Consider the following 24,774-nt stretch of genomic DNA (forward strand, 5'->3'; position numbering starts at 1 on the left):
CCTGAAAATATAATCCCTTATTTTTAAACCTCAAAAATCAGATCTCCATAAGAAGGCATTGGCCACATGGACTTATCAACAAGCATTTCCAGCTCATCAACCGGAGTACGGAGTTCTGTCATTGCCTTGCAGACTATGTCTTTACAATATACTGCACGTTCTCTGCCTTCCGGAATCTCAGAAACTTTTGCAACAACATCTGAAAGATTCTTCATTGCACTGTTTGTCGTTTTCAGAAGTGCAGAACACTTTTTCAGAAGTTCGAGCTGCACGCTGACATCGATATCTCCGACTGCGCGGACAGTATTTACAGAGTCCGCAAGAACAGTTGTGTAACGGACAACAGCCGGAATGATCTGCTTCGTAGCAAGATCGATCATAGTCTTCGCTTCGATATTGACTGCTTTTGCATAGATTTCATACTGAATCTCTGCACGGGATTCCAGCTCAGTCTTTGTGAATACATGGAATTCTTCAAACAGTTTAACCGCCTTGTCTGTTGTCAGTGCCGGAATCGCATCCACCATAGACGGAAGATTCGGAAGGCCACGACGTTTTGCTTCTTCTGCCCATTCCGGTGCATAGCCGTTTCCATTAAAAACAATTCGCTGGTGATCAATTGCATATTCTTTGATCAGGTCATGAACTGCCATCTCGAAGTCATCTGCTTTTTCCAGACGGTCGCAGGCTTCTTTAAAAGCCTCGGCAGCGATCGTATTCAGTACGACATTACACTCAGAAATAGAATCTCTGGAACCGACCATACGGAATTCGAATTTGTTGCCGGTGAATGCAAACGGGGAAGTACGGTTACGGTCTGTCGCATCTTTCATGAAATCCGGAAGTGTCTTTACACCAGTCTCAAGAATCGTACCCTTTTTGCTGTGTGTCGCAGTTCCTGTGCTGATCAGCTGATCAAGAACATCCCCCAGCTGCTCACCGAGGAATACAGAAATAACAGCCGGCGGTGCTTCGTTACCACCAAGTCTCTGGTCGTTTCCTACATCTGCTGCGGACTCGCGAAGAAGATCTGCATGAGTATCTACAGCTTTCAGGATACAGGTCAGTACAAGGAGGAACTGAATATTTTCATGTGGTGTCTTTCCCGGATCCAGAAGATTGATTCCATCATCCGTTGTCAGAGACCAGTTGTTATGCTTACCGGAACCATTTACTCCTGCAAACGGTTTCTCGTGAAGCAGACAGCGCATACCATGACGACTTGCTACCTTCTTGAGAATACGCATCATGATCTGGTTGTGGTCTGCAGCGATATTTACCGGTGCATAGATCGGTGCCAGCTCATGCTGTGCCGGAGCAACTTCATTGTGCTGTGTCTTTGCCGTTACTCCCAGTTTCCAGCACTCTTCATTTACTTCTTTCATGTAGGCGGAAATTCTCTGACGGATCGTGCCAAGATAGTGGTCGTCCATCTCCTGTCCTTTCGGAGGCATTGCGCCAAAAAGAGTTCTGCCGGTATAGATCAGATCTTTTCTCTGAAGCCATTTTTCTTTATCTACAAGGAAGTATTCCTGTTCTGCACCTACAGATGGTGTTACTTTCTTAGATGTCGTATTTCCAAAAAGTCGGAGAAGTCGTAAAGACTGTGTATTAATAGCTTCCATAGAACGCAGAAGCGGTGTTTTCTGATCAAGTGCTTCTCCTGTATAAGAACAGAATGCGGTAGGAATGCAAAGCGTTCCGCCGGCCGCATCATGACGTACAAAAGCCGGTGACGTACAGTCCCACGCTGTATATCCTCTTGCCTCAAAAGTTGCTCGAAGCCCACCTGACGGGAATGAAGACGCATCGGATTCTCCCTTGATCAGTTCTTTACCTGAAAAGCTCATCAGAACCTTGCCGTTCTCTTTTGGTGCGGTGATAAACGCATCATGCTTTTCCGCAGTTACACCTGTCAGCGGCTGAAACCAGTGACTGTAATGAGTTGCACCCTTTTCAATTGCCCATTCTTTCATTTCATGAGCAACTACATCTGCCACTTCCAAAGAGAGTTCCTTTCCCTCTTCGATGGTTTTTTTCAGCTCTTTGTATACTTTTTTCGGAAGACGTTCTTCCATGACCGCGTCATTAAATACGTCACATCCGAAAATCTCTGTTACATTTACGTAATCTGACATTCTCTTTCTCCTTTTGGTTCTCGTTTGCATTATATGTCGTTTTTACTTTTTGCTGCTCTGAAGATAAAGATTCAGTGCCTTGTGTCTGTTTTCGATTTCTACATAACTGTGATTTCCGCCAAACTCTCCGTCCAGGGTCCACGGCACTTCCTCATCTGTTTCTATAGTAAGTTGTCTGGTTTTGAAGGAATAAATCATGTCCGTATTGTCTTCTGCCATCACAAGTGCTGTCATGATTTCCTGAAGCTGCAATGGGTTCTTCGGATGAACGATCAGCGTCACCTCAAAAAATCCATCATTCATATCTACGTTCTTGCCCGTAAGATTCTTAAACCCTCCTACAGATCTGGAATTGGTGATCATTCCGACAATAAAATCATCTTCCACCTGAACTTCCTCAGAGCTCACTTTCATATGATAAGATTTGATATCAAAGAGGCGTTTTACCCCTTCCAGAACATAGGCAACATGTCCCAGAACGTTTTTCAGATCCTGGTCTGTCTCATAAGACACATCTGTAAATAAGCCAAATGCAGCTACATAAGCAAAAGTCTTCTGATTGAATCTTCCGATATCACAATGATACAATTCTTCCGCCATAATCATCTCTGCTACTCTGATCATATTTTTCGGCATAAAAAGACTGTTTGCAAAATCATTCGTACTTCCTGCCGGAATATATCCAATCGGAACACTGCTGTCCACCTCCATAATGCCGGTAACAACTTCATCCAGCGTACCGTCACCACCGCTGCATACAATCAGATCAACGGAATCAGCATACTCCTTAGCTTTCTCATATGCATCTCTGGGAGCCTGCGTGGAACGGATAATAATCTCATAATTATGGCTGCTGAATATATCTACAATGTCCAGCAAATGCGTCTTGATCTTTCCTTTTCCTGCTTTTGGATTAAACACAAAAAGCATTTTTTTTGCCACGGTCTGATTTCCCCTTTCTTTTTTACTGACAGTGTATATCATACAACAAATCACGTCAAATTCCTAGATGCAAATTTTTTGTGTTAGTCCCCTCAAAAAATTTTGAAATCATTTCCCGTCAAAACAAAAATTTATCTACGTACAACAAAAAATCCTCTGAAATAAATCAGAGGACTTCATTCAATAGCGAGAGGGGGATTCGAACCCTCGACACCACGGGTATGAACCGTGTGCTCTAGCCAACTGAGCTATCTCGCCATATTCAGTTAGAGGCATAAAAAAGTAGCGAGAGGGGGATTCGAACCCTCGACACCACGGGTATGAACCGTGTGCTCTAGCCAACTGAGCTATCTCGCCATATTTAATGGGACCTATAGGGCTCGAACCTATGACCCTCTGCTTGTAAGGCAGATGCTCTCCCAGCTGAGCTAAGATCCCATTTGTATGCCTGTCATTATGCTTCCGCTTAACCGACTTCGTTAGTATACTATTTCCGAATCAATGTGTCAACACTTTTTTTATTTTTTTTAAATTTTATTTTTTTCATAAATTTCCGACAATTTTATCTTTCAGAATCGCAAGTATCTCCCTGGGAATATAAATGAGCAGTCTCCAGGAACAATACCTTGACGGAAGCGGATAAATTTTCTGACATCCACATTTCTTTCCAATCGCAACACCGCGAAATACATGAAAGTTATTTGTCACGATTCCAATGCTGTAGTCCGTACTGCCGATCAGACGCAGACTGAAATCCAGATTTTCTTTTGTATTGGTTGACCGTTCTTCTTTAATGAGACGTTCCGGTGAAATACCATGCTCTGTAAGATATCTGTACATAGCCTCTGCTTCGCTGATCCGCTCCCCGTCGCCCCGTCCTCCGGAAAGCACAGCCTTCGTACCCGGATTTTCTTCCAGATACAGCAAAGCCCTTCTGACTCGTTCCAGAAGGGCTAATGTAAGCTTTGTGCCATTTACATGTGCTCCAAGCACAATTATATAATCCAGATCAGATCTGGTTTTCATTATCTGCCGCAGCAGTGTTTGTATTTCTTGCCGCTTCCACACGGGCATGGATCGTTACGGCCGATTTTGTGCGGTTTTACAACTGTACCGGACTTTTTCTGCTCTTTGTAAAGTTCTTTACGTTTTTCTTCAGTAAAGATGTCGTTCCACTGTGGCAGTTCATACAGCCAGTCAGCCTTTGCATCTACCATGTTCTTATAAAGAAGTTCTTTATCAAAAGCAAGTGTAACTTTGGTATTTTCATCCATGGTCTCGATCGGATTCGGGATCTTAAGGCTGTCGTTGATACCGTCAAGGAAACCAACCATAGTCATAACATCCTGTCCATATTTCTCAGCCAGTTCTTTAACTGTACCGCTTACCACTTCATCCGGATTGGAAAGAAGCTGCTCATAAATGCCTTTTTCGATATTAAAATAGTTTGCCCAGAATCTCTGGAGCTGATTGCGGTCTGCCTGCTGATTGTAGGCAATCTCACGCCACTGCTCTAAGATTGTTTTATCGCTCATTTGTTTATCCTCTTTTCAAAAATTTTGCCTGTGGTTCATTATATCATCTTTTTTACTAAAAGACAAATCATATTGTAATAATTTTTGTGAAAATTCTGTATAAATACTCATATAACGGTCATACTATAAGTGTTCCAATAAGATTTCTTTGAAGAACACTGCAAAAGATAACATAAGAAATACTTATTTATATCCTCCCCTTACGAAAGGTCTCAGGACTGACGCCCATGCCGCGGTTTTGGGGCTTTTCTTTTGTTCTTGTACGAAAAAACGTCTTTTTTTATTTCACGCCGAGTGCTTCCAGTTCTGCTGCTGCCTGCTTGAAACTCTTGAAACAGATTGTATGGATTCCTGCTTTCTGTGCTCCCTCACAGTTCACCGGACGGTCGTCAATAAACACACACTCCTCTGCTTTCAGTCCAAACCGGTCAAGCAGTGTCTGATAAATGTCAGTTTCCGGCTTTAACTGCTTCACATCACAGGAAAATACGGTACCGTCCATGTATTTGAGAAACGGCATTTCTTTTTTCGTACGATCCAGCATATATCTGCTATAATTAGACAGTACATATAACTGATAACCCTGGCTTTTCAGATATTTGGTCCAGGTTTCTGCATATGGCATTCTGCGCACGGTCTTTGGTGTATCTCTCATCACTGCCGCAATATCTTTGGCATACTCCGGTGCCAGTTCCTGACACTGGCGCACATAATTCTCCTCGTCATAAAGACCTCTGTCTCTTTCATCCCAGACCGGGCTCTGGAATGTTGCCTTCGCGATACGCTCACGCTTTTCTTCGTCAAAACCAAAGCTGTCGAGATAATCCTGCCAGTTAAATTCCACAAGCACAAGACCTACATCAAAAATCACATTTTTAATCATACTGCTTTTCTCCTGACCATCTTTCTTTTTATTTAGATATTTGAACAACATCAGAATCACATAACACATGACCGCAACAAACATCACCGTAAAAAGTGATGCCATAAATTCCTTCTGGGAAAAGTCGCCCTTCAGTGCAAAATACATCGGAAGGCAGAAAATTACCAGCAGAGCGATTGCTGCGATGATCGCCGCATATTTTTTCCAGTTTTTCATATTTACCTCTTTATTAAACAAATGCGCCGGAGAGTTCCCCGGCGCGTTCTATGTTGCTGATTACTTATTTCTGTAAATAATGTCGTTTCTTCCTGGTCCGTTGGAAATCATAGTGATCGGGAAGCCAATCTGTTTCTCAACGAATTCTACATATTTACGGCAGTTTTCCGGAAGATCTTCATAATTTTTGATTCCACGGATGTCTGTTTTCCATCCCGGCAATACTTCAAGAACAGGTTTTGCCTTCTCGAGAAGAGTTGTGGTCGGGAAATCTGTAGTAACCTTTCCGTCGATCTCGTAACCTGTGCATACCGGTATCTCATCCAGATAGCCAAGCACATCAAGTACTGTAAAGGCAACATCGGTTGCTCCCTGCATACGGCATCCGTACTTGGAAGCAACACAGTCAAACCATCCCATACGTCTCGGACGTCCGGTTGTTGCGCCGTATTCTCCACCGTCTCCACCGCGTCTTCTAAGCTCATCAGCTTCTTCACCGAAGATTTCGGAAACAAAAGCACCTGCTCCTACTGCACTGGAGTAAGCTTTGCATACTGTGATGATTTTTTTGATTTCGTATGGTGGAACACCTGCTCCTATTGCACCGTAAGCTGCAAGTGTAGAGGAAGAGGTAACCATCGGATAAATTCCGTGATCCGGATCCTTCAGAGAACCAAGCTGTCCCTCAAGCAGGATCTCTTTACCTTCTTTTAATGCATTCCACAGGAAAAGGGAAACATCTCCTACATATGGAGCAACCATTTCTTTGTATTTCATGAGTTCTTCATAGATCTCGTTCGGATCAAGAAGTGGTTTGTGATACAGATGCTCCAGCATAATATTCTTTGTCTCGACAACATGTGCGATTTTTTCTTTGAGTGCATCGTCATCGAACAGCTCATGTACCTGGAAACCGATCTTTGCATATTTGTCTGAATAGAACGGAGCGATACCGGATTTGGTAGATCCGAAGGATTTACCACCCAGACGTTCTTCTTCGTACTGGTCAAACAGAATGTGATATGGCATAACGATCTGTGCTCTGTCGGAGATCATGATCTTCGGAGCCGGAACGCCTCTTTCAACTACTTCATTATATTCTTTGAAGAATACCGGAATGTTCAGTGCAACACCGTTTCCGATCACACTTGTTGTATGGTTATAAAATACACCGGACGGAAGTGTATGCAGTGCAAATTTACCGTAGTCATTTACGATTGTATGACCTGCATTTGCTCCTCCCTGAAATCTTACAATGATATCTGCTTCCTGAGCAAGCATATCGGTAATTTTACCTTTACCTTCATCTCCCCAGTTTGCGCCAACTACTGCTTTGATCATAACACTTTATCCTCCTCGTGTTTTAGACGTTTATTTCCGCGGTCATGCCGAGCATTTCTTTATGTGCATCCAGAACCGGCTGTACAGTCTTTGTAATAAATGCAGTTGTCTGTTCTTTCGCTCTGCCAACATATCTGGACGGATCCATAGATTTCTGAAGCTCTTCGATTGTCAGGTTGAATGCAGGGTCTGCTGCAATTCTCTCAAGAAGGTCATTGTCTTTACCTTCTACCTTAACGGTACGTCCTGCTTCCATGGAAAGCTCACGGATACGCTCATGCAGTTCCTGACGGTCTCCGCCGGCTTTTACTGCATCCATCATGATGTTCTCGGTAGCCATAAACGGAAGTTCTGCCATCATGTGTTTCTCGATAACTTTCGGATAAACAACCAGTCCGTCTACAACGTTCAGGCACAGATCCAGAATACCATCAATTGCAAGGAATCCTTCCGGAATGCTGAGACGTTTGTTTGCAGAGTCATCCAGTGTTCTCTCAAACCACTGTGTAGCGGAAGTGATTGCCGGATTCAGTGCATCTACCATTACGTATCTGGACAGAGATGCGATACGCTCGCTTCTCATCGGGTTACGCTTGTATGCCATCGCAGAAGAACCAATCTGTGATTTTTCGAATGGCTCTTCCACTTCTTTCAGGTGCTGCAGAAGGCGGATATCATTTGACATCTTGTGTGCACTTGCTGCGATTCCTGCCAGAATATTCAAAACTCTTGTGTCAACTTTACGAGAATAGGTCTGTCCGGATACCGGATAGCAGTTCTTGAATCCCATCTTCTCTGCGATCATCGGATCAATCTTATCGATGGTCTCCTGATCTCCTTCAAACAGTTCAAGGAAGCTTGCCTGTGTACCGGTCGTTCCCTTGGAACCGAGAAGTTTCAGAGTGCTCATCACATATTCCAGATCCTCGAGATCCATCAGGAATTCCTGTGTCCAGAGTGTCGCACGTTTACCAACAGTCGTCGGCTGTGCTGGCTGGAAATGTGTAAATGCCAGTGTCGGCTGTTCTTTGTATTTATCTGCAAATTTTGACAGTTCTGCAATGACGTTTACCAGTTTTTTCTGAACCAGTTTTAAAGCTTCGGACATCACAATAATGTCGGTATTGTCGCCTACATAGCAGGAAGTTGCACCCAGATGGATGATTCCTTTTGCTTTCGGGCACTGTACACCGTACGCGTACACATGGGACATAACGTCATGGCGTACCTGACGTTCTCTTTCCTTTGCCACATCATAGTTGATATCATCTTTGTGAGCTTTCAGTTCATCGATCTGCTCCTGAGTGATGTTCAGGCCAAGCTCTTTTTCTGTCTCAGCCAGAGCGATCCACAATCTTCTCCATGTGCGAAACTTCATATCCGGAGAAAAAATGTACTGCATTTCCTTACTGGCATAACGCTCCGAAAGGGGACTTACGTATCTGTCTGTACTCATGTAATTTACTCCTATCATCTCACTCGATTAACCGCAGGAGAAGTATCGCTGCGGTTAATCAGATTTCCTATCATTACGCAGAAATTATATAACATCGCATCATTAAAAGCAATCCCTTTATTCCTCTCCCTGATGAAATTTGCCAAGGAATTCTTTGATTCGTGTATTATTTGAAGAAAATACCTCCTGCGGAGTACCTTCCACAGCGATCACACCTTTATCCATAAAGATAACGCGGTCAGAAATATCACGGGCAAAATTCATCTCATGAGTGACGATCACCATTGTAATGTGAAGATCTGCGAGGGAACGGATCACGCGCAGCACCTCACCGGTCAGTTCCGGATCGAGTGCAGATGTCGGCTCATCAAAAAACAAAATCTTAGGATTCAGTGCAAGCGCTCTTGCTATTGCCACTCGCTGGCACTGGCCGCCGGAAAGCTGATATGGATAAGCGTTTTCTTTATCGGATAATCCCATCTTTGCAAGAAGCTCTCTTGCTTCTTTGTAAACCTCATCTTTATTTCTTTTCTGCACATGTATCGGTGCATCGGTAATATTTTTCATTACCGTATAATGTGGGAACAGGTTAAAATTCTGAAATACCAGACCGAAACATGACTGAATTTCTTTTAACTGTGCTTTGTTCGGCAGACAGACTTTTCCGTTTTCTGTCCAGGCTGTTTTCTTTCCCATGTAGCTGATCTCACCATCATCGAGCAGAGTCAGCAGTGTCGCGCAGCGAAGAAGTGTGGATTTACCGGAACCGGAGGAACCGATGATAGAAACGACCTCGCCTTCGTTTACATGAATTGACACGTCTTTCAAAACCTGAAGACCGTCAAATTCTTTTTTGATATGATTCATTTCCAGAAGACTTGTACTCAAAGCATTTCCTCCTAACGATAGTAATTCAGTTTCTTTTCAAACCATTCCATAACCCATGCAACTACAAAGTTGAAGATGTAGTAGAATACACCGGCGATTACAAACGGAATAACGGTGGTCTGTGCTGCCGCAATCTGTTTGGCAAGGGCAAACATTTCAATATAAGATACGGAATAAACAAGGGATGTGTCTTTTACAAGGGTAATAACCTCGTTTGTCACTGACGGAAGTACGATCTTAACCACCTGCGGAAGTACGATCTTGAAAAAAGTCTGGCTCTTGTTATAGCCAAGGAGCTGTGCGGCCTCATACTGACCTACCGGAATAGACTCGATTCCGGAACGGTAGATTTCTGCAAAGTATGCCGCATAGTTCAGAGAACATCCCAGAATGATCGCAGTAAACTTGTAGTTACCGATATTCATTCCCCAGAGGTAAAACGGTCCAAAATACCACAGCAGCAGCTGCAGCATCAAAGGTGTTCCACGCATAATAGAAATATAAGCTTTAATAATCCAACTCAGTGGCTTGAACTTGCTCACACGTCCGAAATATACCACCATACCAAGCGGCAGGGAAAATAACAGGGTCAGACAAAAGATCAGCAGTGTCTGCCCGAACCCTACGGTAAGCTGTTGTAACATTACCTGAAAACTCATGTACTCTCCTCCAAAAGCCTACAAGAGGGATGCCACCCGGAACCCGGGAAGCACCCCATTCTGTATTCTTATTGTTATTGCAACTGTTCAGTACCTTCACGGTTACGAGCCAAAACGCCTCGCGGGATACTACCTACTGAATAGTCACTTTTTATTAATTATTTCTCTTCTGCTGTATCATCTTTTGATGTGTCATCAGATGCTTTCAACGTTACCATATCAGAAATCTCATATTTCTCTGCAAGCTCTGCAACTGTACCGTCATCTGCAAGTTTCTGAAGGTCTGCATTTACGATATTGCAAAGTTCATCGTTGCCTTTCTTGAAGCCGATTGCATACTGTTCGGTATTCAATGTCTCATCAAGAATCTTGAATCCCTCTCCACGGGAATTCAGCTGATATTTTGCAACTCCGATATCAATTGCCAGTGCATCCAGTGCTCCGGCCTGCAGTTCTGTAAATGCTGTGTTGTAATCAGCAAATTCATTCAGAGAACCAAAGGTATCAGCCAATTCTTTCTGTCCGCCTTCTTCTTCACTCTGAAGAAGATCCAGTGCTGCAGAAGCTGCCTGTACACCAACAGTCTTTCCTGCAAGATCTGTCAGTTTGTCGATTCCTGAATCCTCTGCAACAACGATTACCTGACTGTTGTCTACGTATGGATCTGAGAATGTATAATCATCTTCTCTTCCGTTCATGGTAAATCCGTTCCAGATGCAGTCGATAGATCCGGAATTTAGTTCCATATCCTTAGAATCCCAGTTGATTGGTTTTTTCTCAAGTTCCCATCCTTCAAGATCACATACTGCCTGTGCCAGTTCAAGGTCAAATCCCGTATATTCCCCGTCATCGTCCATATAGCCATATGGCGGATATTCTGCATCAAATCCGACGATCAGTGTCTTGTCCTCGATTCCTGCCTGTACACTGACTGCGGATACCATTCCCATTGCCATTACTGCTGTCATCAAAACTGCAACTGTTTTTTTCTTCATATCTCTATCTCCTCTTAACATATTTTCATGTTTTAGCACATGGTCACTCTACCTCGTGAAAGTATTGATATCGTACCATACCGCCTGTGCCATGTCAATAGAATTTCATATTTTTAGACAGTAAAAAAGACAGCGGGATAAGCTGTCTTTTTTGGAGAAGGTATTTCTTCTTATGGGGTGTAGCAAAAACTATATAATGTATTGGGGGGTTTTTACGGTTATTATAGTACCACGCGTCCCCCGAAAAGTGTGCACAAACTTCACAAATTTCACCATTACTTTTTGTCTATTTTGTACACCTTCTTTTTAATCTTCTGCATTTTCCAATGTAAAAAGTGCCTCAAACTCATCACGCTGGATCTTTTCCTTCTCTAAAAGAAGTGCTGCACACTTATGCAGTACATCCATATGCTGGGAAACAATCTCTCTTGCTTTTGCATGGCATTCATCAATAATACCATGAACTTCCTGATCGATCTCTTTTGCAACTTCCTCGCTGTAGCTTCTTGTATGAGCCAGATCACGTCCGATAAATACTTCATCCCCGTCATCACCGTATGTGATCAGACCGAGTTTATCAGACATACCATACTGCATCACCATTGCACGCGCAGTACTTGTCGCACGCTTGATATCATTTGATGCACCGGTTGTGATATCGCCAAAGATGATCTCCTCAGCGACACGTCCTCCCAGAAGTGTCGTGATATCCTGAAGCATCTTGCCTTTTGTGTTGAATATTTCATCATTTTCCGGAAGCGGCATGGTATATCCGGCTGCTCCCATTCCTGTCGGGATAATGGAAATCGTATATACCGGATCCATATCCGGAAGTACATGAAACAGGATTGCATGACCAGCTTCATGATAAGCAGTGATCTTCTTTTCTTTTTCGGAGATGACTTTGCTGCGTTTCTCGGCTCCGATACCAACCTTGATAAAGGCATGCTTGATATCCGGCTGCGTAATATAGCTCCGTCCGGATCTTGCTGCCATGATTGCAGCTTCATTCAGAAGATTCTCAAGATCTGCTCCGGTAAATCCGGCTGTTGTCTGTGCGATCTGTGCAAGATTCACATCCTCGCCAAGTGGTTTGTCTTTCGCATGGACTTTAAGAATTTCTTCTCTGCCCTTTACATCCGGTCTGCCGACTGCAACCTTACGGTCAAAACGGCCCGGACGCAGGATTGCAGGATCAAGAATATCCACACGGTTAGTCGCTGCCATTACGATGATTCCTTCATTGACACCAAATCCATCCATCTCAACAAGGAGTTGGTTCAATGTCTGTTCTCTCTCATCGTGGCCACCGCCCATACCGGTACCACGCTGTCTTGCAACCGCATCGATCTCATCGATAAAAATGATACACGGTGCATGTTTCTTGCCTTCTTCAAAAAGATCGCGGACACGGGATGCACCTACACCGACAAACATTTCCACGAAATCTGAACCGGAAATAGAGAAGAATGGAACCCCCGCCTCTCCGGCTACTGCTTTTGCAAGAAGTGTCTTGCCCGTTCCGGGAGGGCCTACAAGGATCACTCCCTTCGGGATTCTCGCACCCACATTTGTGTATTTCTGCGGTGCCTTAAGGAAATCCACCACTTCTACCAAATCTTCCTTTTCTTCCTGAAGTCCGGCAACATTCTGGAAGGTAACTTTCTTGTCATCCGGAAGCATCATTCTTGCACGGCTCTTACCGAAATTCATCATCTTGGCATTTCCACCGCCGCCTGACATCTGACGGTTCATCATAAGAAAAAGAAAAATTACAAGTGCACCGGTAAGAAGTGTCGGAAGAAGTGTCGTCATAAATACACTCTCCTGCGGAACATCTGCAATCTCAGGATGAATATCATAACTCTCCAGAGTATCTTCCGCATCCTTTACATCAGTTACATATACACGTTTCTGGCCTTCACCCTCGATATCCGCAACAACAGATCCTGTCGGAACCTCTCTGTTCTGGTATATCTTCGCGGATGTGACCTTTCCGTCCTTGGCAGCCTGTTTCATGCTCTCCATGGAATAGCTGCTCTGTGATGTCACCTGATTATTCAGATAAAAATAACCGGCTACAAGCATCACGATCAATACAAGATACAGGCCAATTCTGCCTGACTGTCTGTTCACCTGCTGTTTTCTCCTTTCAAATCTGGTCTGTCACTGTGAACGTATTCACTAGTCTTCCTGGTCTAATTCAACCACTCCGATAAACGGAAGGTTTCTGTATTTCTGTGCATAATCCAGGCCATATCCGACCACAAACTCATCCGGAATGTTGAAGCAGCAATAATCTACTTTAACGTCTTTGACTCTGCGTTCCGGTTTGTCCAGAAGTGTGCACAGATGGATGCTGTTTGGATTTCTGCCTTTCAGGATATCGATCAGATAGCTTAAAGTTCTTCCTGAGTCAATAATATCCTCCACGATCAGAACATCCTTGCCGATCAGCGGCTGATCCAGATCCTTTACGATCTTTACGACGCCGCTTGATTTGGTATCATCACCATAACTGGAAACAGACATGAAATCAAGAGACACCGGAACGGTAATTCTCTTTGCCAGTTCACAGGTAAAAAATACGCCACCCTTCAGGACACAGATCATATGGATCTCTTTTCCTGCATAATCCTTGCTGATCTTTGCTGCAATCTGTCTGATTCTTGCATCCACTTCTTCTTCACTAAGTAAAACCCTGATTTTTTCGCTCATTCTATGCTTCCTCCTTGGTATGTAATTTCCAGCACCTTCTCTGTCTGAGAAGTAATCTTATACCGTTCGCTGATCCTGCCCCCTACGATCCAGAGTATTTCATCCTTTGCAGCCACAAGAGGGATTTCCTGCCGTATCTCGCCCGGAATCTTATCGTCGATCATACAGCGTGTCAGCTTTTTGCGTCCGCCCGACTGATTAACGGTCATATAATCTCCGCTTCTTCGCGTCCGGACAGACAGTTCGCAATTTATTTTATCACAATCAAACCATTTCGTATACTTTTTTTCTAAAATCTTCTCTCCCGAATATGGAAAAATACAGGTTCTGAAAGTTTCATTCTCCCAGATTGTATCTCCTTCCATGTTCAGTACCTGTGCTCCTTCCGTTCTCTCCGAAGCTTCTTCTGTTTTCTTTTGAAGTTTTACTCCTCCATAACAGCGCAGAGCCTCCACACCATAAGGAAGACTGATTTTTCTTCCGCTCTGATTTTCGTAAAGCTTCTGCACCTGTCGAATATGTCCCGCTGTAAGATCATTCCTGTGCCCGCTTAACCGCTCCAGAATTTCTCTTACCGCATAATTCTGGAGAATTGTTTCTTTTGTAAAAAACTCTTTGTCCAGAAGATACGTCCCGTCTTTTCCTGCACAGTTATCTGCCATTTCTTCCGCTTTTGTTTTAAAATACTCTTCTGCCTGCCGAAACAGCTCGGATGCTTCAGCCATATGTGAAACAGCTTTTGCATTTATTTCCTGCGTCATCAGCGGCAGAATATGATGCCGGATACGATTTCTCGTATAATCATCCTCAAAATTGCTGCTGTCCATTACCGACGGAATTCCTGTCTCTTTTATATAATCGACAATTTCATCCCGTTCTAAACAGATAACCGGACGGATAAATTCACCATTAACCGGTTTCAGAGCAGCCATTCCACGGATGCCGCTCCCTCTCGCAAGATGATGGAGCATTGTCTCGGCAACATCGTTTTTGTTATGTGCAAGTGCGATCCGTATGTCACCATCAGAAGATGTACATTTCTTTTTTTCCTCTTCGAATGCTGCCCTTCGGACCTTCCTGCCTGCTTCTTCGGTTCCCATCTTCCATTCTGCTGACAGACAGGGCACATCATAACTATATACGCAGCACGGGATTTTCCATTCTCTGCAGATCTTCTGCACCGTTTTCTGATCCCGCAGTGCTTCCTTTCCACGAATGCCGTGATTTACGTGCACTACACGCAGAAAAAAATTATATTCTTTCTGAATTCTCCGAAGGATATCCAGCATTACCATTGAATCGGGTCCACCAGAAACTCCTGCTATCACAGTGCATCCCTGCTTTATCATTTCTGTTTCTGCAATATACTGTTTTACTTTCTGTAGCACCTGTTCCTGCATTTACTCTTTTCTCCCGTGCTTTTATTTTCGAACTACACTGGCAACCAGAACCGTCATATCATCTCTTGCCCGGTAATCGCTGTATCCCAGCACACGTTCAAGTATCCCTCGGCTCACTTCGCGCGGTGTCTCATCCTGAATATCCATGATGATTTCTTTCATTGTTTCTTCTTCTCGCTCTGTCGGAAGAGCATCCAGTACCCCGTCCGTCATCATGATCAGATAATCTCCATGATAAAGTTTCCGCGAAGCCATATCAAAATCCATCCGCTGTACCAGTCCTGCCGCAAGGCTTTCTGATGAAATTGCCTCTACCCAGTGGTCACGTTTGATAAATGTGGATGCCGCTCCTGCTTTAAGGAACTCACAGATTCCCGTATAAAGATCGACTGCACAGATATCTACCGTAGAAAACATTCCCTCCTGCCCTTTCAACACAAGCGCCGAATTTACCATGCGGGCTGCCGCTTCCTGTGTAAAGCCGGATTCCAGAAACTGTTCCAGAAGCTCCACGACGATTTCACTTTCCCGGCAGGCATCCATGCCGGATCCCATCCCGTCAGAAAGGCACATCACAAACTTTCCGCCATCTTCCTGTCGGCAGATATAGTTGTCACCTGATACTTTTTCTTCTTCTCTTGTCAGTCTGGATATTCCATACAGCATCTGATAACTGACATCTTCCACAAAATGGACTGTGTGAAATTCACCATTTACAATACAACGGCTGCCGGCAGATGACGTCATCGGTGACTCACATATCTCAGAAAGCACCTGTGAAACATCCGTCACGGAAACACACTGACCGCTTCTGGCACGCATATTAAGAAAAATCTGCCGCCGTCCCTCTGCCTTATCCATCACCCATGCCTGTTTCAGGATCACGTGACGCCTGCGAAGCATCCTGCGCAGTTCTTCCTGAAATTCCGGCTCCGCAGGTGAAATATCATAAAGATCACTTGCCACCATCTCCATGATCCCGGCTATTTCTGTCAACTGCTGTGCGACGGCAAGTCTGCTCTCGATCATACGGTTTGTCCACACCAGATTCTGTTTTTCATTTCGAAAATTACGTCGTATTACATCCAGATACTGGTAGGTTTTCCCACATAGTTCCGACCACTGTGTACGGAGTTCGTCAAGTTTTTCTTCATTACCAGCTTCCATTGCCCGTACAATACTCTCCACACCTTTACACAATTCGGTCGAGCGGTTTCCCCAGCACAATTCCCGATGATAACAGTTCGCACATACCTGAGCGTTCGTCTCCACCAGAATATTATCGATCTGACCACTGCTTAAAAATTCTTTTTTATATGGCATTCCATAAAACGTATCTGCAAGCTTCTGAAACGAGGCTGCATAACGCTCCACCTTTTCTTTCTGGGGATGCTCTTCACACAAAGAAAACGCTTCTTCTTTTTTTGACATTCTCCCCGTCAAAATAGTTTTTGCCATGTCCCGCAATATCAAAAGTACACTGATCACGAGCATGGCAATTATCCATTCCTGCATATATTCCCCTCCCCTAATACTTTCCTAGAAAAATATTATAAGAAGGTTTCTTTAAAATATCTGTCAAACAAAGGCGGCTGTCAAGAAAAACTTTTCTGCAAAATCTGCTTTATTTCTTAGGTTACTTTTCTTCTTCAAAAACGATCTCGTTTCCCTTGACGAGACCAAGCTTATCTCTCGCAACTTCTGCGATGTATTCATCAGTCTGCATGTATTCCTTCTGCTCGTCGATTTCTTTCGTCCGGTCCTGCTCATCCTCAATGGATTGCTTAAGCGCTGCTGCCTTCGCATCATACACTGCAATACGGGCTTTCAGATTATTACTCTGCATCGTCAGCCCGACCAGAAGAATCAGAACAACGATAGCGATTGCAGCCATACCTAAATAGTTATTCGCTATTTTTTGATTGCTTCTTCTCTTTTTGGATTTTTTCAAAACGCCTGCCCCTTCTAAATTTCCTATTACGCTTCTTTAAATGCCTATGTATTAAAATACTACATCTTTTTACCGGAAATAGCAACCGATTTAACAAATAATTTGCAAAAAAAGCACCAATTAGCGCACCGGGCAATAAAAACAGTCGAAGTTCCCCGTAATTGCATCGAAACAACGCAAAAAACAGTAGAAATCCTGCTGCCAGCCAGTATAAAAAGTCTGTCACCGATCTGATTCCGCGTCTCCCGAAAAAGTGATATAAAAGGCCACAGAATATCCGATACGCGGCGCACAGCATCATGCCGCTCATAATCGCGCGAAGAAAAAGAGCAGTCTCAAATTTCATATAACTGCTCATTTCAACGGAACATCCTTTTCAAAATAGATTCGTCTTTTTTGTGTGCATTCCTGGTAAGGTACGAAAGACTGTCCACACGTCCCTCCACCTCGGCATCACCCTTTTCCAAGTTCAGTTTTCGTACGTGAAGCTGTTCGCCTTTCAGAAGTATTTTACCCGCTTCCGAAAGAAGAAGTACCTCATTTTCATTAAATGAATGAATTTCCTGTACTCCGGTGATCACTGCCTTCTTTCGGTTTTCCAGCAAAACGCGATGTACCCCGGCTGACTGTTTCTCTTCCATCATGATCATCCATTCAGAATTTCCTTACTGAAAATGTATGCACACTTCATGACAAATAGACGTCTTACGTATAAATCGTATCCTTTAGAGATAACGGAAAAGATTTTCTGCATCTTCTTTGCGCACGGTGTCTTTCACATCAAGAACTTCCACTTTTACATTTTTACTTCCAAACTGAATTTCAACTGTATCTCCTGCCTTCACCTGTACAGATGCCTTCGCCGGCTTATCATTGACCAGCACACGTCCTGCATCACAGGCTTCGTTGGCAACAGTTCTTCTCTTGATCAGTCTCGAAACCTTCAGATATTTATCAAGTCTCATGTCTGCCTCCCAAATATATTTATATATAAAAGAAAAAGGGGAACTGTACGTTCCCCCAAGATACATCTTTAATTATGCATTTACCATGTCTTTCAGAGCTTTACCAGCTTTGAATTTCGGTGCTTTAGAAGCAGCGATTGTCATAGTCTCGCCTGTCTGTGGGTTTCTTCCTTCTCTTGCAGCTCTTTCGCTTACTTCAAATGTGCCAAAGCCTACAAGCTGGATTTTTCCACCTTTTTTTAATTCATCTGCTACAACATCAGTAAAAGATTTTAATACAGCCTCTACGTCTTTCTTGGAAAGGTTTGTTTCTTTCGCCATAGCTGCTACTAATTCTGTTTTATTCATGGTGTTCCTCCTCTAAAAACCTCATTCTTATTTATTGCGTAATGCTACCCGGCATAAGCACGCTATCTACTATATATATACTCTTTTCGTCAAATTGTCAAGGCTTTTCCTATCACATCTGATTCTCATGTGCTCTTTTATTATTGTTGCTGTTGCTTTTTGCGGATTGTTCTTTTGCTTTCAGTGCTTCCCAGGAAAGTGAACACAGTTCGCTGTCCTCCGGTGCAAAAATCTTCGGATGCCGAAATTTCATCTTATCGGTGACTCCGGAAATAACATCCCCGACCGTAAAAAGCCCCTCTTCCTGAGCAATCAGGCTGTGAAGCGCAACCTGAAATAATACATCTCCAAGTTCCTCACAGAGATTGTCACTGTCTCCGGTTCTGTTCAGCCGGTCAATTCCATCCAGCACTTCCTGCGATTCTTCTACAAGATATTTCTTCAGGCTCTCATGCGTCTGTACGCTGTCCCACGGACATTTCTCACGTATCGTGCGGACGACTTCCATAAATCTGTCAAATTCCTGCATATACCTGTGTCCTGATTATTTCATGGAGTCAACCATGTCAAGAACTGCCTTACCCATAATTTCGGATTTTTTATCTGCATCAGCAAGAGAAGTTCCTTTAACACCATAGTAGAATTTTACCTTCGGCTCTGTTCCGGACGGACGAACGCATACCCATGCATCATCTGTCAGTTCATAATACAGAACATTGGAATTCGGAAGTCCTGTCGCTTTTACTTCACCTGTCGCAAGATCTTTGATGGTGTCTGCCTTGTAATCTCTTACAGCAACTACTTTGTGTCCTGCAAATTCTGCCGGCGGATTCTGACGCAGAGAATTCATGATCTCCTGAATCTTCTGAAGTCCTTCGATTCCCTTCATTGTTACAGACTGGATCGCATCTTTATAATAGCCAAACTGCTCATACATCTCGATCATTGCATCCCAAAGAGTCTTGCCCTGTGTTTTGTAGTATGCTGCTGCCTCGCAAAGTGCCATAGTCGCTACGATTGCGTCCTTGTCTCTTGCATATGTACCGATCAGGCAGCCATAGCTTTCCTCAAAGCCAAACAGGTAGGAACCTCTTCCACTCTTCTCAAAGCCGAGGATCTGCTGTCCGATAAACTTGAATCCGGTCAGTACTTCGATCAGTTTTACACCGTAGCCTTTTGCGATTGCATCGGCAAGGTTTGTAGTTACGATTGTCTTGATCAGCGCACCATCTTCCGGAAGGCTTCCGTTTACTGCCTTTCTCTGGCTGAGTTCATAGTTAGCAAGGAGACATCCTGACATGTTACCTGTCAGATCATGATATTCGCCATTTTTATCTTTGACACGTACACCAAGACGGTCTGCATCCGGGTCAGTTGCAAGAACGAGGTCTGCATCTACTTCTTTTGCAAGTTTCAGACCAAGCTCAAAAGCTTCTGCCGCTTCCGGATTCGGATAGCTGACAGTCGGGAAATCTCCGTCAGGAAGTTCCTGCTCTTTTACTACATAAACGTTCTCAAATCCGAGTTCTTTAAGGATTCTTCTTGCAGGGATATTTCCTGTTCCGTGAAGAGGTGTATAAACGATTTTGAGGTTCTTACCCTCTTTCTCGATTGCATCCATATGGATGACCTGTTTCTTAAGTTCTGACATGTAAGCATCGTCAACTTCTTTGCCGATTACCTGGAACAGACCTGCTTTTTCTGCTTCTGCCTTGTCCATGGTCTTAACGGTATTCCAGTCGGAGATAGACTTAACTTCTCCCATGATACCACTGTCATGCGGTGGTGTGATCTGTGCACCATCTTCCCAGTATACTTTATATCCGTTGTATTCCGGTGGGTTGTGGCTGGCTGTTACGTTGATACCTGCCACGCAGCCCAGATGACGCACTGCAAAAGAAAGTTCCGGTGTCGGTCTTAAAGATTCAAAGATATAAGCTTTGATTCCGTTTGCTGCCAGACAGAGTGCTGCTTCCTCGGCAAATTCCGGAGACATATGGCGGGAATCGTATGCGATTGCAACGCCCTGTGCTTTCTTGTCTACTTTTGCAATGTAGTTTGCAAGTCCCTGTGTAGCTCTTCTGACTACATAGATGTTCATGCGGTTGGTTCCTGCACCGATGATTCCACGCAGACCTGCGGTACCAAATTCCAGATCCATATAAAAACGTTCTTTTATTTCATTTTCGTCTTCTGAAATCCCTTTTAATTCCTCTTTTATTGCTTCATCGAAGTATGGGTTTGCAAGCCACTGTTCATAAATTTCTCTGTATTCCATACGGAAAATACCTCCCTGTACATTGTATTTCCGGTCATCTCTGACCGTTATTTATGATTTCTCATTATACACCTGTTGCCCTGAAAAAGGAAGTATAATTCACTTAAAACGGATAGCTTCCAAAGCATTTCCTGATAAAATATTCCCAGTTTTCTTTCTGTCTGACAAGATTCTGCAATTTCTCTGTATTTTTTCTGGAAACCAGTGTTTTTTTGTGTACATAATAATAGTTCGCAAGCTTCCAGTATTTCTCCGGATAGCTGAAACGAATGCGCAGATTTTCCCATTCAGATGTTGTGATCGGCTTCTTCTGGTGATAGGCACGCAGCATCTCCATTCCGATGCGCACATCCCAGCTGTATTTTTCGAGAATTTTTCTCATAAAGCGATACAGATCCGAAATCTGCACATCAAATCCCCAATGTTCAAAGTTTGTAACGGCAGTCCCCGGTTTCAGCATCAGCACATTATGCTGATTATACTCTCCATGACAGACTTTTCCCTGTTCAATTGCTTCTTTTCGAAGGCCGGCATAATCCGATTCTCTCAATTCCATAAGCGCCCTCTCTCCTGCTGTCAGAAAGCTTTCCACCGTAGCCAGATACAATTTTTCAAAAGAACAGACTGCACCTTTTTTACGGATAAAGCTGCGTATTTTTTTTAATTCCTGATTATGTCTCTGATATTCGTCCTCAAGGGAAGGTTCTACATAAAATTCTACCACGGGCATCTGCATTTTCGCATGAATCTGCGCAAGCATACGAATACTGCGAAAAATATCTTCTCTGGAACGTGTATCACACTCCCGTCCCTCGTACCACTGCTGAATAGTATACGGAATTCCGTCACGATCCTTCGCAACAAGCGCACCTTCCTGATTTGAAATATAACAGTCTACCAGACATTCCTGTTCCGACAATTTTTCAAGAAGTTCCTGCTGCTTCTGAAGTTTTTTCTCTGTCCCGCCAAATTCCCTTATGATGACCAGACCTTTTTCCGTCCTGCAAAGAAGCGCACCTCTCGTACGCGCGGAAGACTCTGCATTCAGTCCGTACTGCTCCAGTATGCTCAGTCCATAATCATACAAATAAAAATCCCCCTCCTGATTTGATACCTTCGTAACTGTTCAGTACCCTCGCGGAATACTACCTACTGAATAGTTACATTTTTTCTATCTTATGTCCCGGTCAGAGAAGAAATGCAAAAAGGAATTTCCTGAGGCAAAAAGCCTCTCGGAAATCCCTTCGCTATTGTTTCTATAAAATTATCGTTCTTTCAGAAGTGCCAGAAGTTTTTCTCTGTCATTGTCCTGTGGATATTCCAGAACGTGATCCAGCATTTTTTTCAGAATCTCACCCAGTTCCGGCCCCGGCTTATAACCTGCACTTATCAGATCACGTCCGGTCACTGCCAGTGTTTTCAGAGAAACACACTGCTTCTGCTTCAGAACCCTGTGATAACATTCTGTCACACCTTGCAGACGGGCCGCTTTTTCTTCACGGTGATACTCACTCTGCGCAAGCATATCCGCCTCCTGCACCTCAAGATACAATGGAAAAAGTTCCTCCCCGATCCGGTTTACCGCATGCCTTACTGAACGCATTTCCGGCATCGGACGATCATCATGATACCTGATCAGTCTGGTTACTTTACTGATCGTATCGTTATCAAATTTCAGGCGGCGCAGGATGGTTTTGGCCATCTTTTCACCTTCCGTTGCGTGCATCTTGAAATGATCGCGTCCATTTTCATCCGTCTTTCGCATGACTGGTTTCGCAATATCATGAAGCAGCATCGTCAGGCGAAGTACCTTATCAGGACGGATTAGCATCATACTGTTCAGAATATGCTCGCCCACCGTATAACAGTGATGCGGTGTATTCTGTTCCGTCTCCATACACCGGTCAAACTCCGGCAGAAACTCTTTCGTGATTCCGGTCTCATATGCCACCCGCAGATAATCCGGATGAGGCGAAGCCAGAAGTTTCACAAGTTCAGTCTGGATTCTTTCTGCGCTGACACACTTCAGATTTGGTGCCAGTGCACGAATACCGCTCTTTGTTTCTTTTTCAATCGTAAATCCCAACTGTGCAGAAAAACGTACCGCACGGAGAATGCGAAGCGCATCTTCACGGAAGCGTTCCATCGGATCTCCGACGCAGCGGATGATCTTCGCCTGCATGTCTTCCATTCCGTGAAAAAGATCGACCAGACCTCTTACCGGATGATACGCCATCGCATTGATCGTAAAATCACGTCGTTTCAGGTCTTCTTCAAGGCTCGAAGTAAACATCACCTGCTTCGGATGGCGGCCGTCTTCATAGTCACCATCCACGCGGTAAGTCGTCACTTCATAGCCTTCTTTGTCCATCAGTACAGTTACGGTGCCATGCTGCAGCCCGGTATCCACTGTGCGGTGAAAAAGCTCTTTTACCTGCTCCGGCGATGCCGAAGTCGTAATATCCCAGTCATCTGGTGTACGTCCCAGGATAGAATCCCGCACACAGCCGCCGACCACATAGGCTTCATAACCGTTTTCCTCTAAAATGTGCAGTATTTTTTCCGCATTGGAAGGAATCGTTAATTTCATATTAGTATGCTCTTCCCCAGTAAACCATCTTCTTCGCCGGTTTTCCGCAGCATACGCAGACATCACTTAAATGTTCCTGCTCAAATGGCATACATCTGGATGTTGCCTGTACATCTTCTTTGATCTTGTCTTCGCATTCGCGATTTCCACACCACATAGCTTTGACAAATCCCGGTTTGTTATTGATGGTATCTTTGAATTCTTCGTAATTTGTTGCAACATAAGTATGAGCGTCACGATGCGCACGTGCACGTTCCAGCATTTCTTTCTGCATGAGATCAAGAACTTCCTGAACTTTGGAAGCCAGCTCATCGAAGGAAACCACATATTTTTCTCTTGTATCACGACGGCAGATTACAGCCTGTCCGTTCTCGATATCCTTCGGTCCACATTCGATACGAATCGGAATACCACGCATTTCCTGCTCTGCAAATTTGAATCCCGGACTTCTGTCGGTATCGTCCACTTTAACACGGATGCCTGCTGCTTTCAGTGCTGCAAACAGTTCGTCTGCTTTTTCCAGGACTCCTTCTTTACGCTGCTGGATTGGGATGATCACTGCCTGTGTCGGAGCAATTCTCGGAGGCAGGACAAGTCCGCTGTTGTCACCATGAACCATGATGATCGCACCGATCATACGTGTTGTCATTCCCCATGATGTCTGGTGTACATATTTCAGAGTGTTATCCTTATCTGTGTACTGAATACCAAATGCTTTTGCAAATCCGTCACCGAAGTTATGGCTGGTACCGGACTGAAGTGCCTTACCGTCATGCATCAGGGATTCGATCGTATACGTAGCTACCGCACCTGCAAATTTTTCTTTGTCTGTTTTCTGGCCTTTGATAACCGGAATTGCAAGAACTTCTTCACAGAAATCGGCATACAGATTCAGCATCTGGATTGTTCTCTCTTCCGCTTCTTCTGCCGTTGCATGAGCAGTATGTCCTTCCTGCCACAGGAACTCTCTGGAACGAAGGAACGGACGTGTTGTTTTTTCCCAGCGCACTACGGAACACCACTGATTGTATACTTTCGGCAGATCTCTGTGGGACTGGATATCTTTCTGATAGAAATCACAGAACAGAGTTTCAGAAGTCGGACGTACACAGAGACGTTCCTGAAGTTCATTCAGTCCACCATGCGTTACCCATGCTACTTCCGGTGCAAAACCTTCTACGTGGTCTTTTTCTTTCTGCAGAAGAGATTCCGGAATAAACATCGGCATGTATACATTCTGTACACCTGTCTCTTTGAATCTGCGGTCAAGTTCATGCTGGATGTTTTCCCAGATTGCATAACCTGCCGGTTTAATTGCCATGCATCCTTTTACACTTGTGTAGCCGCACAGCTCTGCTTTTTTTACAACATCCGTATACCACTGTGCAAAATCTTCCTCCATGGAAGTGATGGCTTCTACTAATTTCTTTGCCATAGTTCTTTCTCCTTTTCTGAATGGTTCTTTTGTCAG

The 24,774-nt window shown here is 44.0% G+C and carries 24 protein-coding genes and 3 tRNA genes; all 27 read right to left on the reverse strand.

The window, feature by feature from the left end; translation table 11 throughout:
• Positions 1–23 precede the first annotated feature (23 nt).
• Positions 24–2,138, reverse strand: a complete 2,115-nt coding sequence (locus DWW86_RS09165; protein ID WP_117942917.1) for a glutamine synthetase III family protein — start codon at positions 2,136–2,138, stop codon at positions 24–26.
• Between the two features lie 42 nt (positions 2,139–2,180).
• Positions 2,181–3,080: a diacylglycerol/lipid kinase family protein gene (locus DWW86_RS09170; protein WP_072523360.1), complete on the reverse strand. Its 900-nt coding sequence runs from the start codon at positions 3,078–3,080 to the stop codon at positions 2,181–2,183.
• A gap of 184 nt (positions 3,081–3,264) precedes the next feature.
• A tRNA-Met gene (locus DWW86_RS09175) sits at positions 3,265–3,338 on the reverse strand.
• Between the two features lie 25 nt (positions 3,339–3,363).
• A tRNA-Met gene (locus DWW86_RS09180) sits at positions 3,364–3,437 on the reverse strand.
• A gap of 8 nt (positions 3,438–3,445) precedes the next feature.
• Positions 3,446–3,518: transfer RNA gene (locus DWW86_RS09185), tRNA-Val, on the reverse strand.
• A gap of 105 nt (positions 3,519–3,623) precedes the next feature.
• On the reverse strand, positions 3,624–4,106 hold the full coding sequence (locus DWW86_RS09190; RefSeq protein ID WP_117942918.1) for a YdcF family protein: 483 nt from the start codon (positions 4,104–4,106) through the stop codon (positions 3,624–3,626).
• Positions 4,106–4,615 carry an SEC-C metal-binding domain-containing protein gene (locus DWW86_RS09195; protein ID WP_072521703.1) on the reverse strand — a complete coding sequence of 170 codons (510 nt, stop codon included), beginning with the start codon at positions 4,613–4,615 and terminating at the stop codon, positions 4,106–4,108. Before DWW86_RS09195 ends, DWW86_RS09190 begins: the two co-directional genes overlap by 1 nt.
• A gap of 280 nt (positions 4,616–4,895) precedes the next feature.
• A complete protein-coding gene (locus tag DWW86_RS09200) occupies positions 4,896–5,714 on the reverse strand; it encodes an HAD family hydrolase (protein WP_117942919.1) in 819 nt (272 codons plus the stop codon).
• Positions 5,715–5,774: 60 nt separating this feature from the next.
• Positions 5,775–7,055, reverse strand: coding sequence for an adenylosuccinate synthase (locus tag DWW86_RS09205; RefSeq protein ID WP_072521704.1), 1,281 nt, complete (start codon positions 7,053–7,055; stop codon positions 5,775–5,777).
• Between the two features lie 22 nt (positions 7,056–7,077).
• Positions 7,078–8,511, reverse strand: a complete 1,434-nt coding sequence (purB, locus tag DWW86_RS09210; RefSeq protein ID WP_015542322.1) for an adenylosuccinate lyase — start codon at positions 8,509–8,511, stop codon at positions 7,078–7,080.
• Positions 8,512–8,628: 117 nt separating this feature from the next.
• Positions 8,629–9,378, reverse strand: coding sequence for an amino acid ABC transporter ATP-binding protein (locus DWW86_RS09215; RefSeq protein ID WP_072523362.1), 750 nt, complete (start codon positions 9,376–9,378; stop codon positions 8,629–8,631).
• A 32-nt stretch (positions 9,379–9,410) separates the two neighbouring features.
• Positions 9,411–10,058, reverse strand: a complete 648-nt coding sequence (locus tag DWW86_RS09220; RefSeq protein ID WP_072521705.1) for an amino acid ABC transporter permease — start codon at positions 10,056–10,058, stop codon at positions 9,411–9,413.
• A 158-nt stretch (positions 10,059–10,216) separates the two neighbouring features.
• On the reverse strand, positions 10,217–11,053 hold the full coding sequence (locus DWW86_RS09225) for an amino acid ABC transporter substrate-binding protein (RefSeq protein WP_072521706.1): 837 nt from the start codon (positions 11,051–11,053) through the stop codon (positions 10,217–10,219).
• A 306-nt stretch (positions 11,054–11,359) separates the two neighbouring features.
• Positions 11,360–13,141, reverse strand: a complete 1,782-nt coding sequence (gene ftsH / locus DWW86_RS09230; RefSeq protein WP_072523363.1) for an ATP-dependent zinc metalloprotease FtsH — start codon at positions 13,139–13,141, stop codon at positions 11,360–11,362.
• A gap of 96 nt (positions 13,142–13,237) precedes the next feature.
• On the reverse strand, positions 13,238–13,771 hold the full coding sequence (gene hpt / locus DWW86_RS09235; protein ID WP_072521707.1) for a hypoxanthine phosphoribosyltransferase: 534 nt from the start codon (positions 13,769–13,771) through the stop codon (positions 13,238–13,240).
• Positions 13,768–15,171: a tRNA lysidine(34) synthetase TilS gene (gene tilS, locus DWW86_RS09240; RefSeq protein WP_117942920.1), complete on the reverse strand. Its 1,404-nt coding sequence runs from the start codon at positions 15,169–15,171 to the stop codon at positions 13,768–13,770. The genes hpt and tilS overlap by 4 nt, the downstream gene beginning before the upstream one ends.
• 21 nt (positions 15,172–15,192) lie before the next feature.
• A complete protein-coding gene (locus tag DWW86_RS09245) occupies positions 15,193–16,686 on the reverse strand; it encodes a SpoIIE family protein phosphatase (RefSeq protein ID WP_072521709.1) in 1,494 nt (497 codons plus the stop codon).
• Between the two features lie 121 nt (positions 16,687–16,807).
• A complete protein-coding gene (locus DWW86_RS09250) occupies positions 16,808–17,122 on the reverse strand; it encodes an FtsB family cell division protein (protein ID WP_286187693.1) in 315 nt (104 codons plus the stop codon).
• Positions 17,076–17,480: a spore cortex biosynthesis protein YabQ gene (gene yabQ / locus DWW86_RS17560; protein ID WP_072521711.1), complete on the reverse strand. Its 405-nt coding sequence runs from the start codon at positions 17,478–17,480 to the stop codon at positions 17,076–17,078. The genes DWW86_RS09250 and yabQ overlap by 47 nt, the downstream gene beginning before the upstream one ends.
• A gap of 1 nt (position 17,481) precedes the next feature.
• A complete protein-coding gene (gene yabP, locus DWW86_RS09260; protein WP_083585492.1) occupies positions 17,482–17,772 on the reverse strand; it encodes a sporulation protein YabP in 291 nt (96 codons plus the stop codon).
• A 75-nt stretch (positions 17,773–17,847) separates the two neighbouring features.
• Positions 17,848–18,087: an RNA-binding S4 domain-containing protein gene (locus DWW86_RS09265; RefSeq protein WP_015542300.1), complete on the reverse strand. Its 240-nt coding sequence runs from the start codon at positions 18,085–18,087 to the stop codon at positions 17,848–17,850.
• 72 nt (positions 18,088–18,159) lie between these two features.
• Positions 18,160–18,435 (reverse strand): non-specific DNA-binding protein Hbs, encoded by a 276-nt coding sequence (gene hbs, locus DWW86_RS09270; RefSeq protein WP_015542299.1) that lies wholly within the window; start codon positions 18,433–18,435, stop codon positions 18,160–18,162.
• 112 nt (positions 18,436–18,547) lie between these two features.
• The gene (locus DWW86_RS09275; protein ID WP_072521712.1) at positions 18,548–18,964 is read right to left on the reverse strand and encodes a MazG nucleotide pyrophosphohydrolase domain-containing protein; all 417 of its coding nucleotides are present in this window, start codon (positions 18,962–18,964) and stop codon (positions 18,548–18,550) included.
• Positions 18,965–18,979: 15 nt separating this feature from the next.
• A complete protein-coding gene (locus DWW86_RS09280; RefSeq protein ID WP_072521713.1) occupies positions 18,980–20,713 on the reverse strand; it encodes a phospho-sugar mutase in 1,734 nt (577 codons plus the stop codon).
• A gap of 103 nt (positions 20,714–20,816) precedes the next feature.
• Positions 20,817–21,800, reverse strand: coding sequence for a YutH/CotS family kinase-like spore coat protein (locus DWW86_RS09285; RefSeq protein ID WP_072521714.1), 984 nt, complete (start codon positions 21,798–21,800; stop codon positions 20,817–20,819).
• A gap of 177 nt (positions 21,801–21,977) precedes the next feature.
• On the reverse strand, positions 21,978–23,303 hold the full coding sequence (locus DWW86_RS09290) for a CCA tRNA nucleotidyltransferase (RefSeq protein WP_117942922.1): 1,326 nt from the start codon (positions 23,301–23,303) through the stop codon (positions 21,978–21,980).
• A 1-nt stretch (position 23,304) separates the two neighbouring features.
• The gene (proS, locus tag DWW86_RS09295; RefSeq protein WP_072521716.1) at positions 23,305–24,738 is read right to left on the reverse strand and encodes a proline--tRNA ligase; all 1,434 of its coding nucleotides are present in this window, start codon (positions 24,736–24,738) and stop codon (positions 23,305–23,307) included.
• Between the last annotated feature and the right edge of the window lie 36 nt (positions 24,739–24,774).

Origin of the sequence: Ruminococcus sp. AF17-22AC, assembly GCF_003460065.1 — a bacterium.
GTDB lineage: Bacteria > Bacillota > Clostridia > Lachnospirales > Lachnospiraceae > Blautia_A.